Origin of the sequence: Streptococcus oralis, assembly GCF_001075675.1 — a bacterium.
Classification (GTDB): Bacteria; Bacillota; Bacilli; order Lactobacillales; family Streptococcaceae; genus Streptococcus; species Streptococcus oralis_V.
Map to the genome: position 1 here is coordinate 151384 of NZ_JUNW01000055.1, position 18775 is coordinate 170158.

General features: G+C 42.4%; 16 protein-coding genes and 1 tRNA gene. 3 read left to right on the plus strand and 14 right to left on the minus strand.

What is annotated here, in order from left to right; translation table 11 throughout:
* The first annotated feature begins 355 nt into the window (after nucleotides 1-355).
* A complete protein-coding gene (locus tag ADM50_RS08595) occupies nucleotides 356-1639 on the plus strand; it encodes a uracil-xanthine permease family protein (RefSeq protein WP_000808290.1) in 1284 nt (427 codons plus the stop codon).
* A gap of 44 nt (nucleotides 1640-1683) precedes the next feature.
* Here ADM50_RS08595 and ADM50_RS08600 read toward each other — a convergent pair whose 3' ends face one another.
* The 9 genes from ADM50_RS08600 to ADM50_RS08640 all read right to left on the minus strand — a co-directional run bounded on the left by ADM50_RS08600 (nucleotide 1684) and on the right by ADM50_RS08640 (nucleotide 10659).
* Nucleotides 1684-2589 carry a DMT family transporter gene (locus ADM50_RS08600; protein WP_049485341.1) on the minus strand — a complete coding sequence of 302 codons (906 nt, stop codon included), beginning with the start codon at nucleotides 2587-2589 and terminating at the stop codon, nucleotides 1684-1686.
* Between the two features lie 8 nt (nucleotides 2590-2597).
* On the minus strand, nucleotides 2598-3533 hold the full coding sequence (locus ADM50_RS08605) for a serine hydrolase domain-containing protein (RefSeq protein ID WP_049485342.1): 936 nt from the start codon (nucleotides 3531-3533) through the stop codon (nucleotides 2598-2600).
* On the minus strand, nucleotides 3530-4255 hold the full coding sequence (locus ADM50_RS08610) for a CppA N-terminal domain-containing protein (protein WP_049485343.1): 726 nt from the start codon (nucleotides 4253-4255) through the stop codon (nucleotides 3530-3532). Before ADM50_RS08610 ends, ADM50_RS08605 begins: the two co-directional genes overlap by 4 nt.
* 110 nt (nucleotides 4256-4365) lie before the next feature.
* The gene (gene gla / locus ADM50_RS08615; protein WP_049485344.1) at nucleotides 4366-5235 is read right to left on the minus strand and encodes an aquaglyceroporin Gla; all 870 of its coding nucleotides are present in this window, start codon (nucleotides 5233-5235) and stop codon (nucleotides 4366-4368) included.
* Between the two features lie 157 nt (nucleotides 5236-5392).
* Nucleotides 5393-6559: an ATP-grasp domain-containing protein gene (locus ADM50_RS08620; RefSeq protein ID WP_049485345.1), complete on the minus strand. Its 1167-nt coding sequence runs from the start codon at nucleotides 6557-6559 to the stop codon at nucleotides 5393-5395.
* Nucleotides 6560-6571: 12 nt separating this feature from the next.
* Complete coding sequence (locus ADM50_RS08625; protein ID WP_000546816.1) at nucleotides 6572-7312, minus strand: esterase family protein; 741 nt, start codon at nucleotides 7310-7312, stop codon at nucleotides 6572-6574.
* 20 nt (nucleotides 7313-7332) lie between these two features.
* On the minus strand, nucleotides 7333-8157 hold the full coding sequence (locus ADM50_RS08630) for an alpha/beta hydrolase (protein ID WP_049485346.1): 825 nt from the start codon (nucleotides 8155-8157) through the stop codon (nucleotides 7333-7335).
* A gap of 136 nt (nucleotides 8158-8293) precedes the next feature.
* Nucleotides 8294-9508, minus strand: coding sequence for a tRNA uracil 4-sulfurtransferase ThiI (gene thiI / locus ADM50_RS08635; protein WP_049485347.1), 1215 nt, complete (start codon nucleotides 9506-9508; stop codon nucleotides 8294-8296).
* 8 nt (nucleotides 9509-9516) lie between these two features.
* On the minus strand, nucleotides 9517-10659 hold the full coding sequence (locus tag ADM50_RS08640; protein ID WP_049485348.1) for a cysteine desulfurase family protein: 1143 nt from the start codon (nucleotides 10657-10659) through the stop codon (nucleotides 9517-9519).
* A 137-nt stretch (nucleotides 10660-10796) separates the two neighbouring features.
* Here ADM50_RS08640 and ADM50_RS08645 point away from each other — a divergent pair, with 137 nt between their 5' ends.
* Entirely contained in the window at nucleotides 10797-11222 is a 426-nt protein-coding gene (locus ADM50_RS08645) for a DUF6556 family protein (protein ID WP_049485349.1), read from the plus strand.
* Between the two features lie 43 nt (nucleotides 11223-11265).
* Here ADM50_RS08645 and ADM50_RS08650 read toward each other — a convergent pair whose 3' ends face one another.
* The 4 genes from ADM50_RS08650 to ADM50_RS08665 all read right to left on the minus strand — a co-directional run bounded on the left by ADM50_RS08650 (nucleotide 11266) and on the right by ADM50_RS08665 (nucleotide 17259).
* Nucleotides 11266-13572: a DNA translocase FtsK gene (locus ADM50_RS08650; RefSeq protein WP_080983094.1), complete on the minus strand. Its 2307-nt coding sequence runs from the start codon at nucleotides 13570-13572 to the stop codon at nucleotides 11266-11268.
* A gap of 86 nt (nucleotides 13573-13658) precedes the next feature.
* On the minus strand, nucleotides 13659-15614 hold the full coding sequence (locus tag ADM50_RS08655; RefSeq protein WP_049485351.1) for a PTS fructose transporter subunit IIABC: 1956 nt from the start codon (nucleotides 15612-15614) through the stop codon (nucleotides 13659-13661).
* Nucleotides 15611-16522, minus strand: a complete 912-nt coding sequence (gene pfkB, locus ADM50_RS08660; protein WP_049485352.1) for a 1-phosphofructokinase — start codon at nucleotides 16520-16522, stop codon at nucleotides 15611-15613. Before pfkB ends, ADM50_RS08655 begins: the two co-directional genes overlap by 4 nt.
* Complete coding sequence (locus ADM50_RS08665; protein ID WP_049485353.1) at nucleotides 16519-17259, minus strand: DeoR/GlpR family DNA-binding transcription regulator; 741 nt, start codon at nucleotides 17257-17259, stop codon at nucleotides 16519-16521. Before ADM50_RS08665 ends, pfkB begins: the two co-directional genes overlap by 4 nt.
* A 161-nt stretch (nucleotides 17260-17420) precedes the next feature.
* Between ADM50_RS08665 and ADM50_RS08670 the strand changes: the two genes are divergently transcribed.
* A tRNA-Ser gene (locus tag ADM50_RS08670) sits at nucleotides 17421-17508 on the plus strand.
* A 169-nt stretch (nucleotides 17509-17677) separates the two neighbouring features.
* Here the strand turns inward: ADM50_RS08670 and ADM50_RS08675 are convergent.
* Nucleotides 17678-18637: a hypothetical protein gene (locus tag ADM50_RS08675; RefSeq protein ID WP_049485354.1), complete on the minus strand. Its 960-nt coding sequence runs from the start codon at nucleotides 18635-18637 to the stop codon at nucleotides 17678-17680.
* Between the last annotated feature and the right edge of the window lie 138 nt (nucleotides 18638-18775).

The following is an 18775-nucleotide window of genomic DNA, read 5'->3' on the forward strand; positions in this document are numbered from 1 at the left end:
TGTTTAAAATTCAGAAAACCATTTACAAAATCATACCTCGCTCTCGCATTTCCGTGCTCGGGAAAAATTCGTTTACAAAACGAACCTCGCTCTCGCATTTCCGGGCTTGGGAAAAAATGATTTACAAAATCAACCTCGCTCTCGTATTTCTGGGCTCGGGAAAAATTCGTTTACAAAACGAATTTTTTCTGCTATACTATCCTAAGCAAAGGTTTTTAATGTCATCCTGTGAGGTGACGAAGGCGCAGATTTATATAAATTTTTAAAAGATAACTATTTTTTAAAAAGTCTTACTCTGAGGGCCTATTGCTGCAAAATAATGGGCTCTTTTTTGGTGCCCAAAAGTGAGGTTTTTATGAAACAGGAATCAACTGTTGACTTGTTACTAGACGTTGATCAACGTCCTTCTGTTGGTAAAGGAATTCTTCTAAGCTTCCAGCACGTATTTGCCATGTTTGGTGCAACCATTCTCGTTCCCTTAATTTTGGGAATGCCCGTATCGGTTGCTCTCTTTGCATCCGGTATTGGAACACTTATCTACATGATTTCTACTGGCTTTAAGGTTCCAGTTTATCTAGGTTCTTCATTCGCCTTTATCACAGCTATGTCTCTAGCCATGAAAGAAATGGGAGGCGATGTCTCTGCTGCCCAAACTGGAGTTATCTTGACTGGTTTGGTCTATGTCCTTGTAGCAGCAAGTGTTCGTTTTGCAGGTACGAAATGGATTGATAAACTCTTGCCACCAATCATTATCGGACCTATGATTATCGTTATCGGTCTTGGTCTTGCTGGTTCTGCTGTAACGAATGCTGGACTCGTAGCAGACGGAAACTGGAAAAACGCTCTTGTAGCTGTCGTGACGTTCTTGATTGCCGCTTTTATCAATACAAAAGGAAAAGGTTTCCTTCGTATCATTCCTTTCCTCTTCGCCATCATCGGTGGGTATATCTTCGCTATGATGCTTGGTTTGGTTGACTTTACCCCAGTCCTTCAAGCCAATTGGTTTGAAATTCCTGGTTTCTACTTGCCATTTAGCACTGGTGGTGCCTTTAAAGAGTACAACTTATACTTTGGTCCTGAAACCATTGCTATCTTGCCTATCGCTATCGTAACAATTTCAGAACACATCGGAGACCACACAGTTTTGAGCCAAATCTGTGGCCGTCAATTCCTAAAAGAACCGGGACTTCACCGTACGCTTCTCGGTGACGGTATCGCGACATCTGTATCAGCCTTCCTAGGTGGACCAGCTAATACGACTTACGGAGAAAATACAGGGGTCATCGGGATGACTCGTATCGCTTCTGTCTCTGTTATCCGTAACGCGGCCTTCATCGCCATTGCTCTTAGCTTCCTAGGTAAATTCACTGCCTTGATTTCAACCATTCCAAATGCTGTGCTTGGTGGCATGTCCATCCTTCTCTACGGAGTTATCGCCAGCAACGGTCTAAAAGTTTTGATTAAAGAACGCGTTGACTTCAGTCAAATGCGTAACCTCATCATCGCCAGTGCCATGTTGGTACTTGGACTTGGTGGAGCTATCCTCAAACTTGGCCCAGTTACACTTTCAGGTACTGCTCTATCAGCCATGACAGGAATTATCTTAAACTTGATCTTGCCACACGAAAATAAAGACTAATCATCTATACACAAAAAATCCACTCGATTGAGTGGATTTTTTAGTTACTTACTCTTTATTTCCAACAGTAAATCTTTCAATGAAATAATGGTCACGGCTAGTAAAATCATAGCCATACCGACAAAATCAATCGCATAAAACTGTTCCTTCATAATCAGAAAGGCAAAGAAAACGGCAGAAATTGGTTCTATGGAAGCTAATAAACTAGACTTAACAGGGCCTATCAGACTAGCTCCCTTTAGGAAAGCTGTATAAGCAAAGACCGTTCCGATGATGATAATCCCAGCAAATGCAAAGAGAAAATCTAGACTAGTCGGTATGCTGGCCTGTAAGACTCCTGTGAAGGGAATAGCCACTACACCAGAAATAACCATCCCGACACCAATCACCAAAATACTGCCCCACTTCTTAATCAAAGCAATAGGAAGGATGATATAGAGGGCATAGGTCAAGGCTGAAAAGAGGCCCCAGAACAGACCTAGGGGTGTGACAGACAACTGGTCAACTTTCCCATGCGTCGCAATCAGAAAAGTTCCTCCTATAGCCAATCCAATCGAAATAATCTCAGCCAGTGTCGGAGCTACCTTATCCTTCATACAAGTATAAACTAAAATCCCAACGGGGCATACATACTGGAGAACTGTCGCCGTTCCAGCATTGGTTTCCTGAATGGCAGAAAGATAGGCAAACTGGTTTAAGAAAAGCCCAAACAAGGCAAACAACAGCAGAGATAAAAGGCTTTTTCTGTCTTTTAAAAAAGCATAGAGTTTATCCTTTGCAGTCAAGTAGGATAAAAATACCAGTGCCAGACCTGCAATGATAAGTCGCAAATTGGTCAAGACTAGAGCAGAAATCCCGTGTGCCATTAGGTATTGGCCACTGGTTCCTGACAAGCCCCAAGCAATCCCTGCTACTACTGTATACAGAGTTCCTTTTACGGTTTTTGACATGCTTCCCCCTACTCTTCTTGACGAATCATTTCCATGACTTGGTTTCGATCGACTATCCACTGGGCACGCTCATCCTTCTCATACGTTCGATTGGATAAAAAGATAGCCGCCTCCTGCTTCTCTCGATTCCACATGATGAAGGTACCTGTATAACCCGTATGGTCGAGCCAAGCCCCTTCCAGATTCCAGGCTAGAGACCGCTCCTTATCATCTAAGGGAGAAAAATTTCGGCTCAATTCTGCAGCAAAATCATCTTTCAAGTAATGTTCCAGAAAGATCTGCAAATCCTTAACAGTCGAAAACAAACCAGCACTTCCAGCGTGTTTCCCTAATAGACGGGCTTTGGGATCGTGAATGATTCCGGCCTCTACTCCTCTCACTGTTGGGACAGCTTGCTCAACGGGGCCGAACTTGGTTCCCGTCATTCCCCATGGTCCCAAAACTTGTTCTTCTATAATCTGATCCAAGTCTTGGTCAAAGATTTTTTCCAAAAGAAAGCCCAAGAGTAAAAAGTGAACGTCCGAGTATAAGAAAGCAGGCTGACTTCGTCTATTGAGGTGAAACATGGCTTCTCTTAATTCCTCTGCCCTTAACTTGTCTCGATTGGGAATAAAGGGGTCCAAGTCTGTGGCATGGGTCAGAAGCTGCCGTATAGTGATATCAGGATAATCACACTCTGGTAAAAAATCCGTTACCGGTCGCTCAATATCGAATGTGCCCTGCTGCCACAAGAAGATAAGAACCGTCCCCACTCCCACGACCTTACTCACACTGGCCAAATCATAAACCAAACCGGTTTCTGTCTTCAAGTCTCGTTCTGGATCACTCAATCCTAGATAAGACTCTTTCCATTCACCATCCTTATAATACGCAAAAGAGGCCCCGGGATAAATCCCTGCCTCGATTTGATTTTCTATTTTTCTTAGAATTTTTTCCAACTTCATGCTTCTTCAAACCACAATTCAATGTTATTGGTATCTTTACCAAGGAAGAATTTTTTAGACTTAGGGACAAAGTAGCCTGTCTTTTCAAATTTCTGACGAAGACTGGTTAGATCAAAATTCTTGACTAAAAATTTTAACATCGTCAAATCCCAAGTGACATTGTTTTCAACAGCCAAATCTGCTCCTTGCCCTTTCGTAAAGGTGATTGCTGGCGCTACTCCTTCAGGATCAAGTAAGCTCTCTGTCCCTTCAGGTAAACGCAACTCCATAGAAACCTCAAATTGGCTCACGTATTTTATACTTGTATTTGAATAAAATTCAGGAACAGTTTCCAGTGGAACCAAATCTCTTATATCATCTTCTGCATGAACAAGGATCACATCCTCTTCAGGTGAAACAATCTCAAAAGCATACCCTCGGTTTCCTTTAAATAGGCGAGGAAGAGACTTCATCTGAGAAAGAAGGCCCTCAATTTCAGAAGGATTTTCAACCTTTATCAAGAGTCTAGCTAGCTTCTTAAGCCCTTCAACTCTGCGTGTTCGCATGCTTGGAGACTCTTCTAAAATCAATCTCTCCGTAGCTGTCTGGTCGCCTAAGGAAAGAAAGGCAGACTCTTCCAGCAAAGGTTTCATCCCCAGAGTTTCAATGTAAAATTTTTCATTTAATTTTCGGTTATTAACTTTCACAGTCGGAATGATCCGAACTATCTCATTCACACTCATATATTCCTCCAACTCTTTTATTTTAAAGGATTTTCGAATATTTTACAAGCCATATCTATTTTATTTAGAAATTTTACAAGAAAAAAACTGGGATTCCCCAGTTTCATTTCTTATAGGTAAAGTAGTTTAAATAGTGCTACTGCCGCAATAGCCGCTGCAATTGGAGCTACAACTGGAACCCATGCATACCACCATTTTGAATCACCCTTGTGTTGACCAAGAACTGATTTTGGAAGGAGTTCGTGAAGAAGACGTGGTCCAAAGTCACGAGCTGGGTTCAAACCAGGTCCAGTAGGTCCACCAAGTGAAGTTACCAAGGCCATCACTAGGAAACCAAGTGCCAAGTGCGCAACCGAGATCCCAGCAGCTGTATGTGGAGCTACTTGAGCTTTCACTGCCAATTCACTTAAATCAACAGTTTGTCCAGCTTGAGTAGCCATTTGTTTCATGTATTGAAGAACCTCTGCACCAAAGAAGTTTTTAGTCAAACCAAGTGCTGCAAAGAAAAGAACAAATGAACCTACAAACTCATTGAGGAAGCCGTTAACAGTAGCTGCAAAACGTGATTCTTTTGTACCGTGGTCAATGCTTGAAATTGTTGAGAAGGTACCCAAGATATTGTTAGGGTTCTCTGTCTTCAAGTAGTAAGGACGGTGAGTCGCTACAACCAAAGCTTGACCGAAGATTGCTCCCAAAACTTGTGCTAGGATGTAAAATGGAACTTGATCCCAAGAGAAAAGACCACTAACAGCAAGTCCAAGAGTGAAAGCTGGGTTGATGTGGTTACCAGATACGTTACCAAACATCAAGGCTGGGATCATAACCCCCATACCATAACCAACCGCGATAACGAGCCAGCCACTTTGGTGACCTTTCGTACCTTTAAGTTCAACGTTAGCAACTGCACCATTACCAAGAATGATCAAAATAGCAGTTCCCAAGAATTCTGTGGCATATTTAATAGCCCATGTAAAATCCATTTGATAGATTCTCCTTAAATTTTTTTAGACAATCCTTATTCTATCAATTTTTAGGCCTTTTAGCAATATCTTTTCTAAAAGAATCTATGGAAAACGCTTTATTTAACTTATCTTTAAGAAAAGGACAAAAGAAGTCAAACTCCTTTTGTCCTAATCGTTATTCTTGACGTTGACCAAAATCTGCAATCATCTGCTCCATCTCTTGGCGACTCGGAGTGGTCAACATATAAAGGTAGTCCCCTTGTAGCTCTGCAAAGGCTGCTGGCATGATTTTTTTGACCTTGAATTGCTGGCTGTACTTAGCAAGCAAGTCTTCTTCTGAATAGACATAGTTGGCATTGGCACGGCGAGAAGTAGCCAAACAATACTGTGGTTCAAACTCTGATACTGGGAACTCTTCACCTGTAACAATCGCCGCATAACCTTGGTAGAGATCCAAGGAGTGAGCGAAGTTATAAACATCAATGGTAAAGCCACCTGCAGGACGGTTATTGTACTCAATGGCAATGTAGTCGTCCCCGTCACGGAAAAACTCGATATGGAAAAAGCGCTCTTTCATACCAAATTCCTTGACAATGGCCTCGCCATACTTACGCAGTTTGGGATCCATATCCTTAAGCACATAGTAGGAATTGTCCATCTTATAAATCATGAGATCAAGTGGTGTATGGGCATAATCGAAAGTCGTTGAAAAGACGATATTGCCATCCTTGTCCACAAGCCCGTCAAAGGTACAGATTTCACTAGAAGTGACAAATTTCTCAAAGAAATACACGGTTGAATGGTCCCATTCAGCCTTAAAGTGATTTACATCGTCTTCTGTCTCAAGCTTAAAGGTTGCGGCCGCTCCCACTCCATTATCAGGTTTGGCAATCATTGGTAGACCGATTTCTTTCACTGCTTTATCCACATCTGCTTCCGTCTGGATAACAGCTCCAGGTACCACAGGAACGCCTGCTTTTTTGAAAAGTTTCTTCATTTCAGACTTAAACTTGGTCTTTTTGAGGTCCTCTGGTTTGGCACCAAAAATATTGAATTGCTCTCTGAGTGTTGCGTCCAGCTCAAGCCAGTATTCATTGTGAGATTCGATGCGGTCGATTGGGCCATGTTTGTAGAACAGAAAGGCAACAGCACGTTTGACTTCGTCTATGTTCTCAAGATTGTCCACACGGAAATACTCGGTCAGGCTATTGCGCAAAGGTTCATCTAGTTGTTCGTAAGGTTCTTGACCAATCCCCAAGACTGTAATGCCTTTATTGGCTAGCTCGATGGTAAACTGTTGAAAGTTTTGCGGATAGTAGGGAGAAATAACAAGGTAATTCATAGGCAACTCCTTTTATAGATACAGGTGTCCAAGAAAATAGGGCATTTGTTTGCGCCACCATTCCCAGTCATGGGCGACATCGTGTCCCCATTCAGCAAACCAGGCTGGAATTTGTTTCTGGTCAAAGGCTTCTTTGAGCTTGTAGAAGGATGGTAGACCGTCTTGTTCCCAAGCACCAAGGCCCGTGCAAACGACGATTTCTGCCTGACGGTAACGATCGATAAACCAGCCGTCGTTTTGATTCCAGATATAATCTACAGGTGAGTTTTGGTAAATAGCATCATCATTGTAGTAATCGCCAACGAAGAAACGTGCGTCGTAAACACCACTGAGGGCAATCACCTTGGTAAAGACATCTGGATGCTGAAGAAAGAAATTGAGTGCATGATAGGCCCCCATCGAGCAACCTGTCGTCATCATGCCATCAAACCAACCTGTCTTGTGCTTGATGAAAGGAATGGCCTCCTCAATCACATAGCGTTCGTAGGCGCGGTGCATCTCCGCCTGGTCATGACCATTTTTCCAAGTGGCTAGCCAGCTCTCACTGTCCACACTGGATAGCGTAAAGAACTGGACGCGGCCCTCCTCGATAAAGGAAGCACAGGCGTCAATCATGCCAAAATCATAGTATTCGTTGTGACTGCCACCAGATGAAGCAAAAACAACAACTGGAATCCCAGCATGTCCATAACGGTTGAGATACATTTCACGGTTGAGATTGCCACTCCAGTGGCTGAGGTTTTCAATATGCATTGGCTTTCTCCTTTCTTAACTTACCATTTCTCTGCAAAAAATCGGAGACAGTCTGGTAAATTTTCCGACCATGGAATCTCACTATGGATAGCACCAGACTGAACTTTCAAGACAAGATTATCCAAGCCTACTCCACCTGCAATCAAATCACGGTAATAGCGAAGCGACGAATCGATATAGGCTTGTTTGATATTGCCAGCCATCAAGGTCTTGTCCGTATCGTCTGCTTCTTCTGTTCCTACATAGATAAAAATGCGCTGTTCAGGTGTCAATTTCTTGCGCTCGATATAGCGGTTAAAGGATTCTTGGTGAAGCCAGTTGGCAGAGGAGAAGACACCTAGACAACCAATTCGGTCTTGGTACTCTAGTCCGATAAACTGAGTAATATTGCCTCCTAGTGACGAACCAATCATAGCCGTGTGCTGGCGATCAGCTTTGGTTCGGTAGGTTTCATCGATAAAAGGCTTGACCACTTCCATGACAAACTCGGCATACTCCACACCCTTACCACCAAACTGCTGGCCTGGGATAGGAGATTCTTGAAATTTCCAAGCCGCATACTCATTCATCCGTCCCATGCCATCATTGTCAATAGCAACGACAATCATGCGACTGATATCAGGATTCCGCTTAATGGCTGGAATAATCTTCCAAGAGTGTCCGATATAAGACTCCTTGCTGTAAAAGACATTTTGCCCATCATGAAAGTAAACTACAGGATAAAAACGGTCTGTGTCCTTCTCGTATTCCTTTGGCAGAAGCACACGCACACGACGCTCTTTTCCAGTATAAGGCACCTTGAGTTTGTGTTCTTTCATTTTTAAGTAAAAGTAGGAATGATTCATTGTCAGAAAACTCTCTATATTCAAAATTTTATCTCATTATACCATAAAAATAGAAAAAAAGTCAGTAAATGTCCATTTTAAGGATAAATAACTAACTTTTTCATTTATTTTTTTTGAATTCTTCTGGATTTTCTGATTAGAGGAGATTGTCAATCAAGTCATCGACAGCATCTTTTTTAGTTTGAGGTGTAATCTCAGTGATCATGATACCTGCCACTGCTCGCTCAACCAAGCCTTCAACATCCATGCGTTTTTCATACTGCTCTGCATTCTCTATCTTAGGATTGGTCTTAGGACGGTCAGGCGCAAAAATAGTACAGCAGTCTTCAAAAGGCTGGATTGAAATTTCAAAGGTATCGATTTCTTGAGCGATGTCAATGATTTCCAACTTGTCCATGGTAACCACGGGACGAATGATGGGAGTGCTAGTCACAGCGTTGATAGTCTGCATGCTTTCCAAGGTCTGGCTCGCTACTTGACCAAGACTTTCTCCATTGATGATAATTAAACCATTTCGTATCTCACGAATACGGTCGGTAATCCGCATCATAAAACGACGCGTCAAGGTCATGAGGTAGGCTTCTGGCGCCTTAGCCTTGATTTCCTCTTGAATCTCTGTGAAAGGCACCTCGATAAACTGGATATTGCCACCAAACTTGGTCAATTTGCGGGTCAAGTCCTGTGCTTTCTTGAGGGCACCAGGACTTGTGTATGGTGGGCTGGCAAAGTGAACGGCCTCAATATCTACCCCACGTTTAAGAGCTAGATAACCTGCCACAGGTGAATCAATCCCTCCTGACAACATGAGCATGCCTTTACCAGAACTTCCCACAGGTAATCCTCCTGCTCCACGAAAAGTTTCATAGGAAAGATAGGCAGCCTCTTCACGAATCTCAACCTGAAGATTAATATCTGGATTTTTCATCTGAGCTTGCACGTTTGGAATAGCCTCGAAAACAGCTCCACCAAGAGTTTGATTGAGTTCACGACTGTCCAATTCAAAGTTGTGATCGCTACGCTTGCTAGTGATTTTAAAGGTCATGCCTTCCTTGTAGATTTCCTTCATAATCTCTTGGACAGCAGACTTCAGAACTTCCACTGACTTTTCAATCTTATACACAGGAGAAAAATTTTGAATCCCAAAGACTTGTTTGAGCGATTCTGCTACTGCTGTGTAATCTGCTCCATTGAGGTAAGCGTGGGCACGGTCGCGATCTGCGGTTACCTTAACCTGGGGATATATAGACAAAACGTCTGAAATATTATTACGAAGTTTATTAATGAAACGCATACGATTTTTGTGTTTGGTTGACAATTCTCCATAGCGAATCATAATTTCTGAATACTGCATAAATGCTCCTATCTTACTTTTCTAGTTTGATTGTAAATTAATTTTAGCTTGGTCAAGAACTGCTCGACCTGACTCATGTCATTTTCCAGGTCTAGGCTTAGACGCACAGCTGACTGGGCCTTATCCTTGTCCACTCCCATGGCAATCAAGGTCCCAGCAGGTTTTCCAGCCTTGGACGAACAAGCAGAGGTTGTGGAAATGAAAATATCATAGTCTTCAAATGCATGAACAATGACTTCTCCACGAACCCCCTTAATCCCAAAAGTCAGAATATGAGGGGCAAAGTCTTCCTCACCTGAAAAGACAAAAATATCTGGATAATCCAGAAGGGCTTGGCGAATGACTGCCTTCATCTGGCTTGTCTTAGCAGTAAATAAGTCTAGATTTTCCATAGCCAAACGGAGAGCCTTGGCTGTCGCTGCAATTCCAGCAACATTTTCAGTTGTCGAACGATAGTCTCCCTCTTGACCACCACCTGTTAAAAGAGGCATGATCCTCTTACCAGACTTGATGTAGACAAAGCCAACACCTCTGACACCATGAAACTTATGGCTCGAAAAGGTCGCAAAATCCACTCGATCCGTCAGATAGTTTTCAGTCGGAATCTTAGCAAGTGCCTGAACTGCATCAACGTGGAAAGAAATAGTCGGCTTATCTTCCAAAAGTTCTGAGATAGCTTCAATAGGCTGGATAGAGCCGATTTCATTGTTAACTGCCATGATGGAAACGAGGATCGTATCAGGTCGTATCAAATCTGCTAACACTTCAACATCCACAAATCCTCTGCTATCAACTGGAGCAAAATCTATCTCAAAACCTTGACTTTTCAGCCAAAGGGCTGACTCCTTGACTGCTGGATGTTCAATAGTTGATACGATGATGTGCTTGCCAAACTGGGCTTTTTCAAAGGCCACCCCCTTGATGACCCAGTTATCTCCTTCTGTACCACCTGAGGTAAAGAAGATTTCATCACTCTTCTTCCCAATCAAATCTGCATTTTGCTGCCGGGAAGCATCTAAAATTCGTGTTGCCTGATCTCCCAAACGATGGAGACTAGACGGATTTCCTACAATTTTTGAAGCAACCTGCATGTAAGTTTCAAGTGCTTCAGGATAAGGCTTGGTTGTCGCCGAATTATCAAAGTAGATCATGTTTTCTCACGCTTTCTAAAATCACTCCTTCTATTGTATCACGAAAAGAGACCTGCGACAAGAAAGGGAGGTTTCTCTTTTTTTAAGATTTTTTTAAAGAAATGAGGTATAATAAATCATAATTAAAGGAGAGTATCATGTCTAACTATCGTAGAACTTCAAAACCAAAAACAGAACACATCAAAAAAGGGTTTACAGTCTTTCAAAAAACGATTGCTACCATCGGTAGTATCCTTGGTCTGATAACTGCTACTATCACCATCATGAACGCCATGGATAATAACAAAAACAACAAAAAAGAACCGACGACAACCCAAACAACTGTTGTCAAAGAAATCCAAAAGGAATCCCCTCAGGAGAACACTAGTCCTAACAAGGATAACACTTCTACTAAAGAAAATACCCCACAAGAAGAAACTTCTCAATCCAACAAGAAAGAGGAGAAAAAAGAAGAACAGAAAACAACAACTCAGGACTCTTCTACCCCAGCTACAAATAAAGAAACAAGCGATAACGGTACACAGTCAAATACGACGAGTTCTGAAACTAAAACGAACCAGTAGTCACTAAAATAGCTTCTTTCCAGATTTGGAAAGAAGCTATTTTTTATTGTTGCAATACTTTTCGTGGTTTGGTTCCTTCAGCTGGACCAATGACACCTGCCATTTCGAGTTCTTCCATCAGTCGGGTCGCACGGTTAAATCCAACCGACAAACGGCGCTGAATCATAGAAGCACTGGCTTTCTGGGTTTCGATAACCAAAGCCTTAGCTTCTTCAAAAAGCGGATCGCCACCAGCTTCGCCGTCAGAGAAATCTCCATCATTTTCAGGGACGTCTCCTGGGTCAAAGCTGTCATCGTAGTCCGCATCTGCCTGAGCCTTGATGAAGTTTACGATACGTTCAACATCATCATCTGAGATAAAGGATCCTTGTAGACGGACTGGGTGATTTTCATCGATTGGTTTAAAGAGCATGTCTCCTCGACCGAGCAGTTTTTCAGCTCCATTTTCATCCAAGATGGTTCGTGAATCTGTACCTGATGAAACTGCAAAAGCCACACGAGAGGGAACATTGGCCTTGATAAGACCAGAGATAACATCAACCGATGGACGTTGCGTTGCGAGAATCATGTGAATTCCTGCAGCACGCGCCTTCTGTCCGAGACGAATGATGGCATCTTCCACTTCCTTGCTAGCCACCATCATGAGGTCTGCCAACTCATCTACAATGACAACAATTAAAGGCAGCGGTACTTGTTTGTACTCAGACTGGCTATTAAATTCCTCGACCTTGGCATTGTAACCAGCGATATTTCGCACACCAACCTTGGCGAAGAGTTCATAACGGTTTTCCATCTCATCCACAACCTTTTGCAGGGCCTTGCTGGCCTTGCGTGGATTGGTCACAACTGGGATCAAGAGATGAGGAATATCGTTGTAAACCGATAGCTCAACCATCTTTGGATCCACCATCATAAACTTGACCTGGTCTGGTCTTGCTTTCATCAGAATGCTAGCGATAATACCGTTAACTGCGACTGATTTCCCGGATCCCGTCGAACCTGCAACCAGTAGGTGGGGCATCTTGGAAAGGTCAAAGGTGCGAGCAGTTCCATTGACAGCCTTACCTAGAGGGATTTCGAGGAGATTTTCTGGTTTAGTTTGAGACTGTTCCCAGAGCTCACGGAAGGAAACAGTCGCAATCTCAGAGTTAGGAACTTCAATTCCGACTAAGGATTTACCAGGGATTGGAGCCTCTATCCGAACATCCTTAGCTGCTAGAGCTAGCGCTAAGTCATCTGCCAGATTGGAAATGCGGTTAACCCGTACACCGACTGCTGGTTTGACTTCATACTTGGTAACTGATGGTCCAATTTCAGCTCGTTCAACCGTCACCTTGATACCAAAGCTGGCAAAGGTTTCTTCTAGGATTTTGATATTTTCTCGAACAATCTTCTTTTCCTTGGACTGATCTTTGGGTTTATCTGGCGCAAAGAGTTGCAAGCTTGGAAGTTTGTATTCGAGGGCTTCCTTAGCAGAAAAATCAACCTGCACCTCTTCATCCTCAAAATCTTCTTCCACATCTGGAACGTCAAAATCAGCTTGAGGAAGGATAATCTCTGGTTCAATCCATTCTTCCTCAGGAATTGGTGGGAAATCGTAGACTGGTACTTCTGATAAGATTTCTCCAGTTTCAGGATCTACAGGAGGAAGCGGTAGCGCATCCTTTTCTTCTTGTTCTCTCTGAATTCTGGCAGCTTCTTCAGCTTCTTGGCGAGCCTTCTCTTCTTCTCTCTTGATGAAGCGTTCCTGTTTTCTCTGTTCCTGTTTTTCCATGAAGGATCTAAACTGCACTCCAATAAAGGCTGCGACATCATAAATAGACCAAGGACTAACCAAGAGTGCCCCAACTAGAATCAAAAGAACCCCAATAAAGTAAGAGCCGATATTGGAGAAAAGAAAGGCTATGGGGATATAAAGTCCAACACCAAGCAGGCCTCCACCAGCGAAACTAGTCACCCGCATGCCAGTAAGGTCCGTCATAACTTGAGACAAAGTCCCTTTTAGAACTGCCTGCTCCAAGCCAAATTTCCAGACAAGATAGGACTCAAAAATTAAGAGTAAGCCAGCGAAGATACAGAGAAATCCTGACAGAAGTCCCTCTTGCTTGCGGATCCATTTAAAAAGAAAAAGGTAAATGAGGAGGCCGCCTATGGCCACATAGGCCAAACTTCCAACCACCAGTCGAATGAGATTGTAAAGAGTGACACCTGCTGCACCGAGTTTAAGGGCTGCAATAATCAACAATAAGGCAATTCCTAAGGAAATTAGCATCCTCTGGATAGCCTGTTTTCTTTCAAGTTCTGCTTTAGACGGTCTCCGTCTTGTTTTTGTAGTATTCTTGTTTGCCATTCTTTTATTATACCATATTTCACAGCCATTTCGAATAGAGAAAAAGATTGCACCAAATGGTAACAATCTTTCTATTCTATTCCTTTTTATGCTTGTGGTTTGCGTAGGTAACCATAAACCACACCACTTACAATTGCGCCAACCAAGACAGAGGCAAGGTAAAGAAGGGCATTTGAAGTTAGAGCGATAACGAAGATTCCTCCGTGTGGCGCCATGAGTTTGATTCCTGCAAGACCAACGAGTCCACCTGCTACTGCAGAACCAAGGATGAAGCTTGGAATCGCACGAGCTGGGTCTGCTGCACCAAATGGAATTGCTCCCTCAGTGATAAATGACAAGCCCATGATGATGTTTGTTAAACCAGAGTTGCGTTCTTCTTTGGTAAATTTATCTTTGAAAAGAAGGGTTGCGACAAAGATAGCAAGTGGTGGAACCATTCCTCCAGCCATAACTGCTGCCATAGCTACAGAACCACCTGAAGAAACAGTCGCTGCAAGCGTACCTGTACCAAAGACATAAGCAGCTTTGTTGACTGGTCCACCCATATCAACAGCCATCATGCCCCCAAGAACGATACCAAGAAGGACAGCTGAACCTCCCCCAAGACCGCCAAGGAAGTCATTCATAGCAGTGTTGATTGCTGCCATCGGGATGTTAACAGCTAGCATGACAAATCCAGTCAAGATTGTTCCAAGAAGTGGCAAGAGAAGGATTGATTTAGCACCTTCAAGTGAACGAGGAACTTTAACGTATTTCTTGATAGCAAGAACCAAGGCTCCTGCGATAAATCCACCAACAAGGGCACCTAGGAAACCAGATGAGACACCTGCAAGAGTAGAAGTTGCTTCACCACCTGCAGCATAAGGAATTTTACCAAAGGCAAAACCTTCTTTAGCAATAGCACCAGCAACGAAACCAGCTACTAAACCTGGTTTTTCAGCGATAGAGTAGGCTACGTATCCTGCAAAAACTGGAAGCATCAAGCCAAAGGCTGCTCCACCAATTTTCATGAACATAGAAGCTAGTTCATGGTAGGATCCGAGATTGCCAAGACTATCTTGTGGCACACCAAAAGCTCCGTCGATTAAGAAGGCGAGGGCAATCATGATACCACCACCGATAACGAATGGCAACATTTGAGATACACCACTCATCAAGTGTTTGTAGAAAGCACCACCGATACTTTGTTTTTCATTAGATGCTGTTGCAGCTTTTGCTCCATTAGCAGCACGATAAACTTCAGCGTCTCCTGAAAGAGCCAAGTTGATCAATTCTTCAGTCTTACGGATACCGTCTGCAACTGGACGGTTAACCAAAGGTTTTCCATCGAAACGATCCATCTCAACAGCCTTGTCAGCAGCGATGATAACAGCTTTAGCCTTGCGGATATCCTCTGCAGTTAGTTGGTTACCAACACCGCTAGCACCGTTGGTTTCAACCTTGATACCAACACCCATTTCAGCTGCAACTTTTTGCAAGGCCTCTTGTGCCATGTAGGTATGAGCAATTCCTGTAGTACATGCTGTTACAGCTACAAGGAAGTCTCCACCTTTATTTGCAGGTTCAACCACAGCAGCTTCTTCTGTTTTTTCCGAAGCTTGGTCAAAGAGCTCAATCACTTGATCAGGCGAAGTTACTTGACGAAGTTTATCCGCAAAGCCATCTTTCATCAGGTATTGAGACAATTCTGCTAAGGCTGCCAAGTGAGTATCATTAGCACCTTCTGGTGCCGCAATCATGAAGAAGAGATCAGTTGGTTGCCCATCCAAACTCTCATAGTCAACACCCTTGTTTGACTTAGCAAAAAGAACGGTCGCTTCTTTTACAGCAGAGTTCTTGCTGTGAGGCATAGCAATTCCGTCACCCAAACCAGTGGAAGTGAGAGCTTCACGCGCCAAAATTCCTTCTTTAAAGGTTTCAAAATCTGTCACATAACCGTGATCTACCAAGCTTTTAATCATCTCTTCGATGACAGCTGTTTTTTCAGTTGCCTGTAAATCCAACAACATGACATCTTTTCTCAATAGGTCTTGAATTTTCATCGTTTTTCTACCTCAACTTTTTCATATGTTTCTTTAATAAATTCCGCTGTTGCCAAGTCATCCGAGAAGGTCGTTGCCGTTCCACAAGCTACCCCCCATTTGAAGGCTTCTACTGCATCTTTTGATTTGACAAATTCACCTGTAAATCCAGCGACCATAGAGTCACCAGCCCCGACTGAATTTTTGACTGTTCCCTTGATAGGTTTAGCGAAGTAAGCTCCCTCAGATGTGACAAGAAGGGCACCGTCTCCAGCCATAGAGATGATGACGTTTTGTGCACCTTTAGCTAGTAACTCACGAGCATAGTTCTCGATTTCATCTAAACTTTCGAGTTTCACTCCAAAGATAGCTCCAAGCTCGTGATTGTTTGGTTTAACCAAAAGTGGCTGGTAGTCCAAACTATCAATCAAGGTCTGTCCTTCAAAGTCACAAACCACTTGCGCACCAGTCTGGCGTGTCAAGGCAATCAAATCTTTGTAAATAACATTACCTAGATTCTTAGCACTCGAACCCGCAAACACAACCGTATCATCTGCTGTCAAACTAGACAAAATAGCTTTCAATTCTTCCAGCTGAGCTGGTTCCACATTTGGACCTGTTCCATTGATTTCTGTTTCTTGGTCTGCTTTAATCTTGACATTGATACGAGTATCTTCTGCTACTTGGACAAAACGAGTTTCGATTTCTTCCTCTGAAAGGGTATCTGTGATAAATTTACCAGTAAATCCTCCGATAAATCCAGTCGCAGTATTAGGAATATCCAAACGCTTCAAAACACGACTGACATTAATTCCTTTCCCACCAGCAAACTTATCATCACTGTCCATACGATTGACACTGCCGACTTGAACTTGGTCCAAGCGCACGATATAGTCTATGGATGGATTAAGTGTGACTGTATAAATCATACTTCTATTACCTCCGTTTTCTTCTTAATAGCTTGCAAGAGCTCATGCCCTTGACTTGTGATGACAATAGCGCGTTTAAGTGGTGCTACCTTGGCAAAGCAAGTTTGACCAATCTTTGACGAATCGACCAAGACATAGGTTTGTTTGGCATTCTCTAAAATAGCACGCTTAACGGCTCCCTCCTCCATATCAGGAGTCGTATAATAACCATCGTCTACACCATTCATCCCGATAAAGGCACGGTCAAAGTGCAATTGATTGATTTGGTTAAGAGCAACTCCACCGATACATGCATCTGTTGCCATCTTGACACTTCCTCCAACCATGACAGTTGGAATCTGTTTTTCAACCAACTGAACCGCATGGTGAATGGAATTGGTCACAACTGTGATATTCTTATTAACCAATTCCCTGATTAAAAAAGCAGTTGTCGTTCCAGCATCAATAAAGATAACATCTTGTTCCTTGATAAGAGAGGCTGCTTTTTGAGCAAGTAACTTCTTCTCTTGAAGGTTTTTGACAGATTTTTCTTGGATGGTTTCTTCTTCCTGCAAGGAGTGGGGCAATTCTGCTCCACCATGCACACGGCGAAGCTTGTTTTCTGCCTCCAACTCATCCAAATCTCTTCGTACTGTCGATTCTGATGTTTCTAATAGACTAACCAATTTTTCTAGGGAAACTACATGATGTTGATTTAACTCTTCTAAAATCAGTTGCTTCCGCTCAGTTTTTAACATCAAACCACCTCCTGTTATCGTTTACACTATTCATTCTAGCACAATTTCTGGTAAAGTCAAGCAATTTTTGTCATTTTCTTTCAAATTCTATCATTTTTCTTATTTCCAACATTTTTATTGCAAGATAAGTGGCTTTATGGTAGACTATTTGAGTAAGTATTGGAAGATTACTCAAGAGGCTTAAGAGGCCGTGTTGGAAACGCGGTAGGCGTGTAATAGCGTGCGTGGGTTCGAATCCCATGTCTTCCGTAGAAAAAAGAAAAACTGCACCTCAATGCAGTTTTTTCATCGCTCTAAGAACAATATATAGGAATGAAAGGCTGAGTTACTCTAACTATCACACCACATTTTTGTATCCTAATTCATAAAAAAACAAGTAGTTTATTAAGACTACTTGTTTTTCTTTTAAATCTTAGGATTAGATATTGCTTTTATCTTTTTTATCTGAAGATTTGTCTGTTGATTTATCAGTGGATTTGTTTGAAGATTTATCTGAAGACTTGTCTGTTGATTTATCATTAGACTTAGTTGAGTTTTTACGGACAATTTTATCATAACCTTCTGTATCATCAAGCAACTCTGTCGCCAAAGTACGGTAATCTTCTTGAGAAATCAGCCAGTTTCCATCCTTATCCTTGGTTAGTTTGATTTCAGTATCAAAATCACCAGTAGTGAAAGGTGTATGAGCTAAGTTAGGGTCAACGTCACTGTAGGTTGAGAAATCTTTCTTGAATAGATGCTCAAAAATCCAGTAAGAAACCAATGTTTGGTAACGCTTGATGTCAACGTTTGAACCAGCTTGATTGTATTTACCTAGGTTATCAACACCTCCAATAAGAGTAGTGAGAACTTCCCTTGTAGATGAAGCCAATCCTTTAGAGTGTAACTTCTTAGAGTTAAAAGTAACAGTCGCTGTATTTCCTGATTCATCAACCTTCACGTCTTTAACAGTGTAAGAACCGATATCTTGATATAATCTACGTCTCATCTTCAAGAAACCTGAAATGGTTTCTTCTGGAGTTTCTACAGGGAAATCTTTGTGCCATTGTACTGAGTAAGTAGACGCAGGTGAAAGCCCTTCTTCTTTGATTTTTTCACTTGTTTGAACTGCAAACACGGCCTCAGTCCATTTTTCATAAGTGTCGCCATAAATCTTCTTAAATCGAGCAGAGTCGCTAGTAAGAACTGAGTCTAAGAGAATTTCAGCATCTTTTGTAACTTTTTCTTTAACTTCTGCTGCTTCATCCTTCTTCTCAACTTGTTCCGTATTCTCCTTGTTATCAGAAGAAGCTTCAGATGACTGATTAGAAAATGCGGAACATGCACCCAAGACAACTGTTGAGAGTGCTAAGATACTTAGTAACTTAATCTTTTTCATGTTTCACCTCTTTATGAAAATTTACTCTTGGAGAACACCTCCAAGTAGATTAGTTTAGAAAAACACGGGGTTCATCTAACGGAGAATGGGGGATTCGAACCCCCGCGCCGGTTACCCGACCTAACGATTTAGCAAACC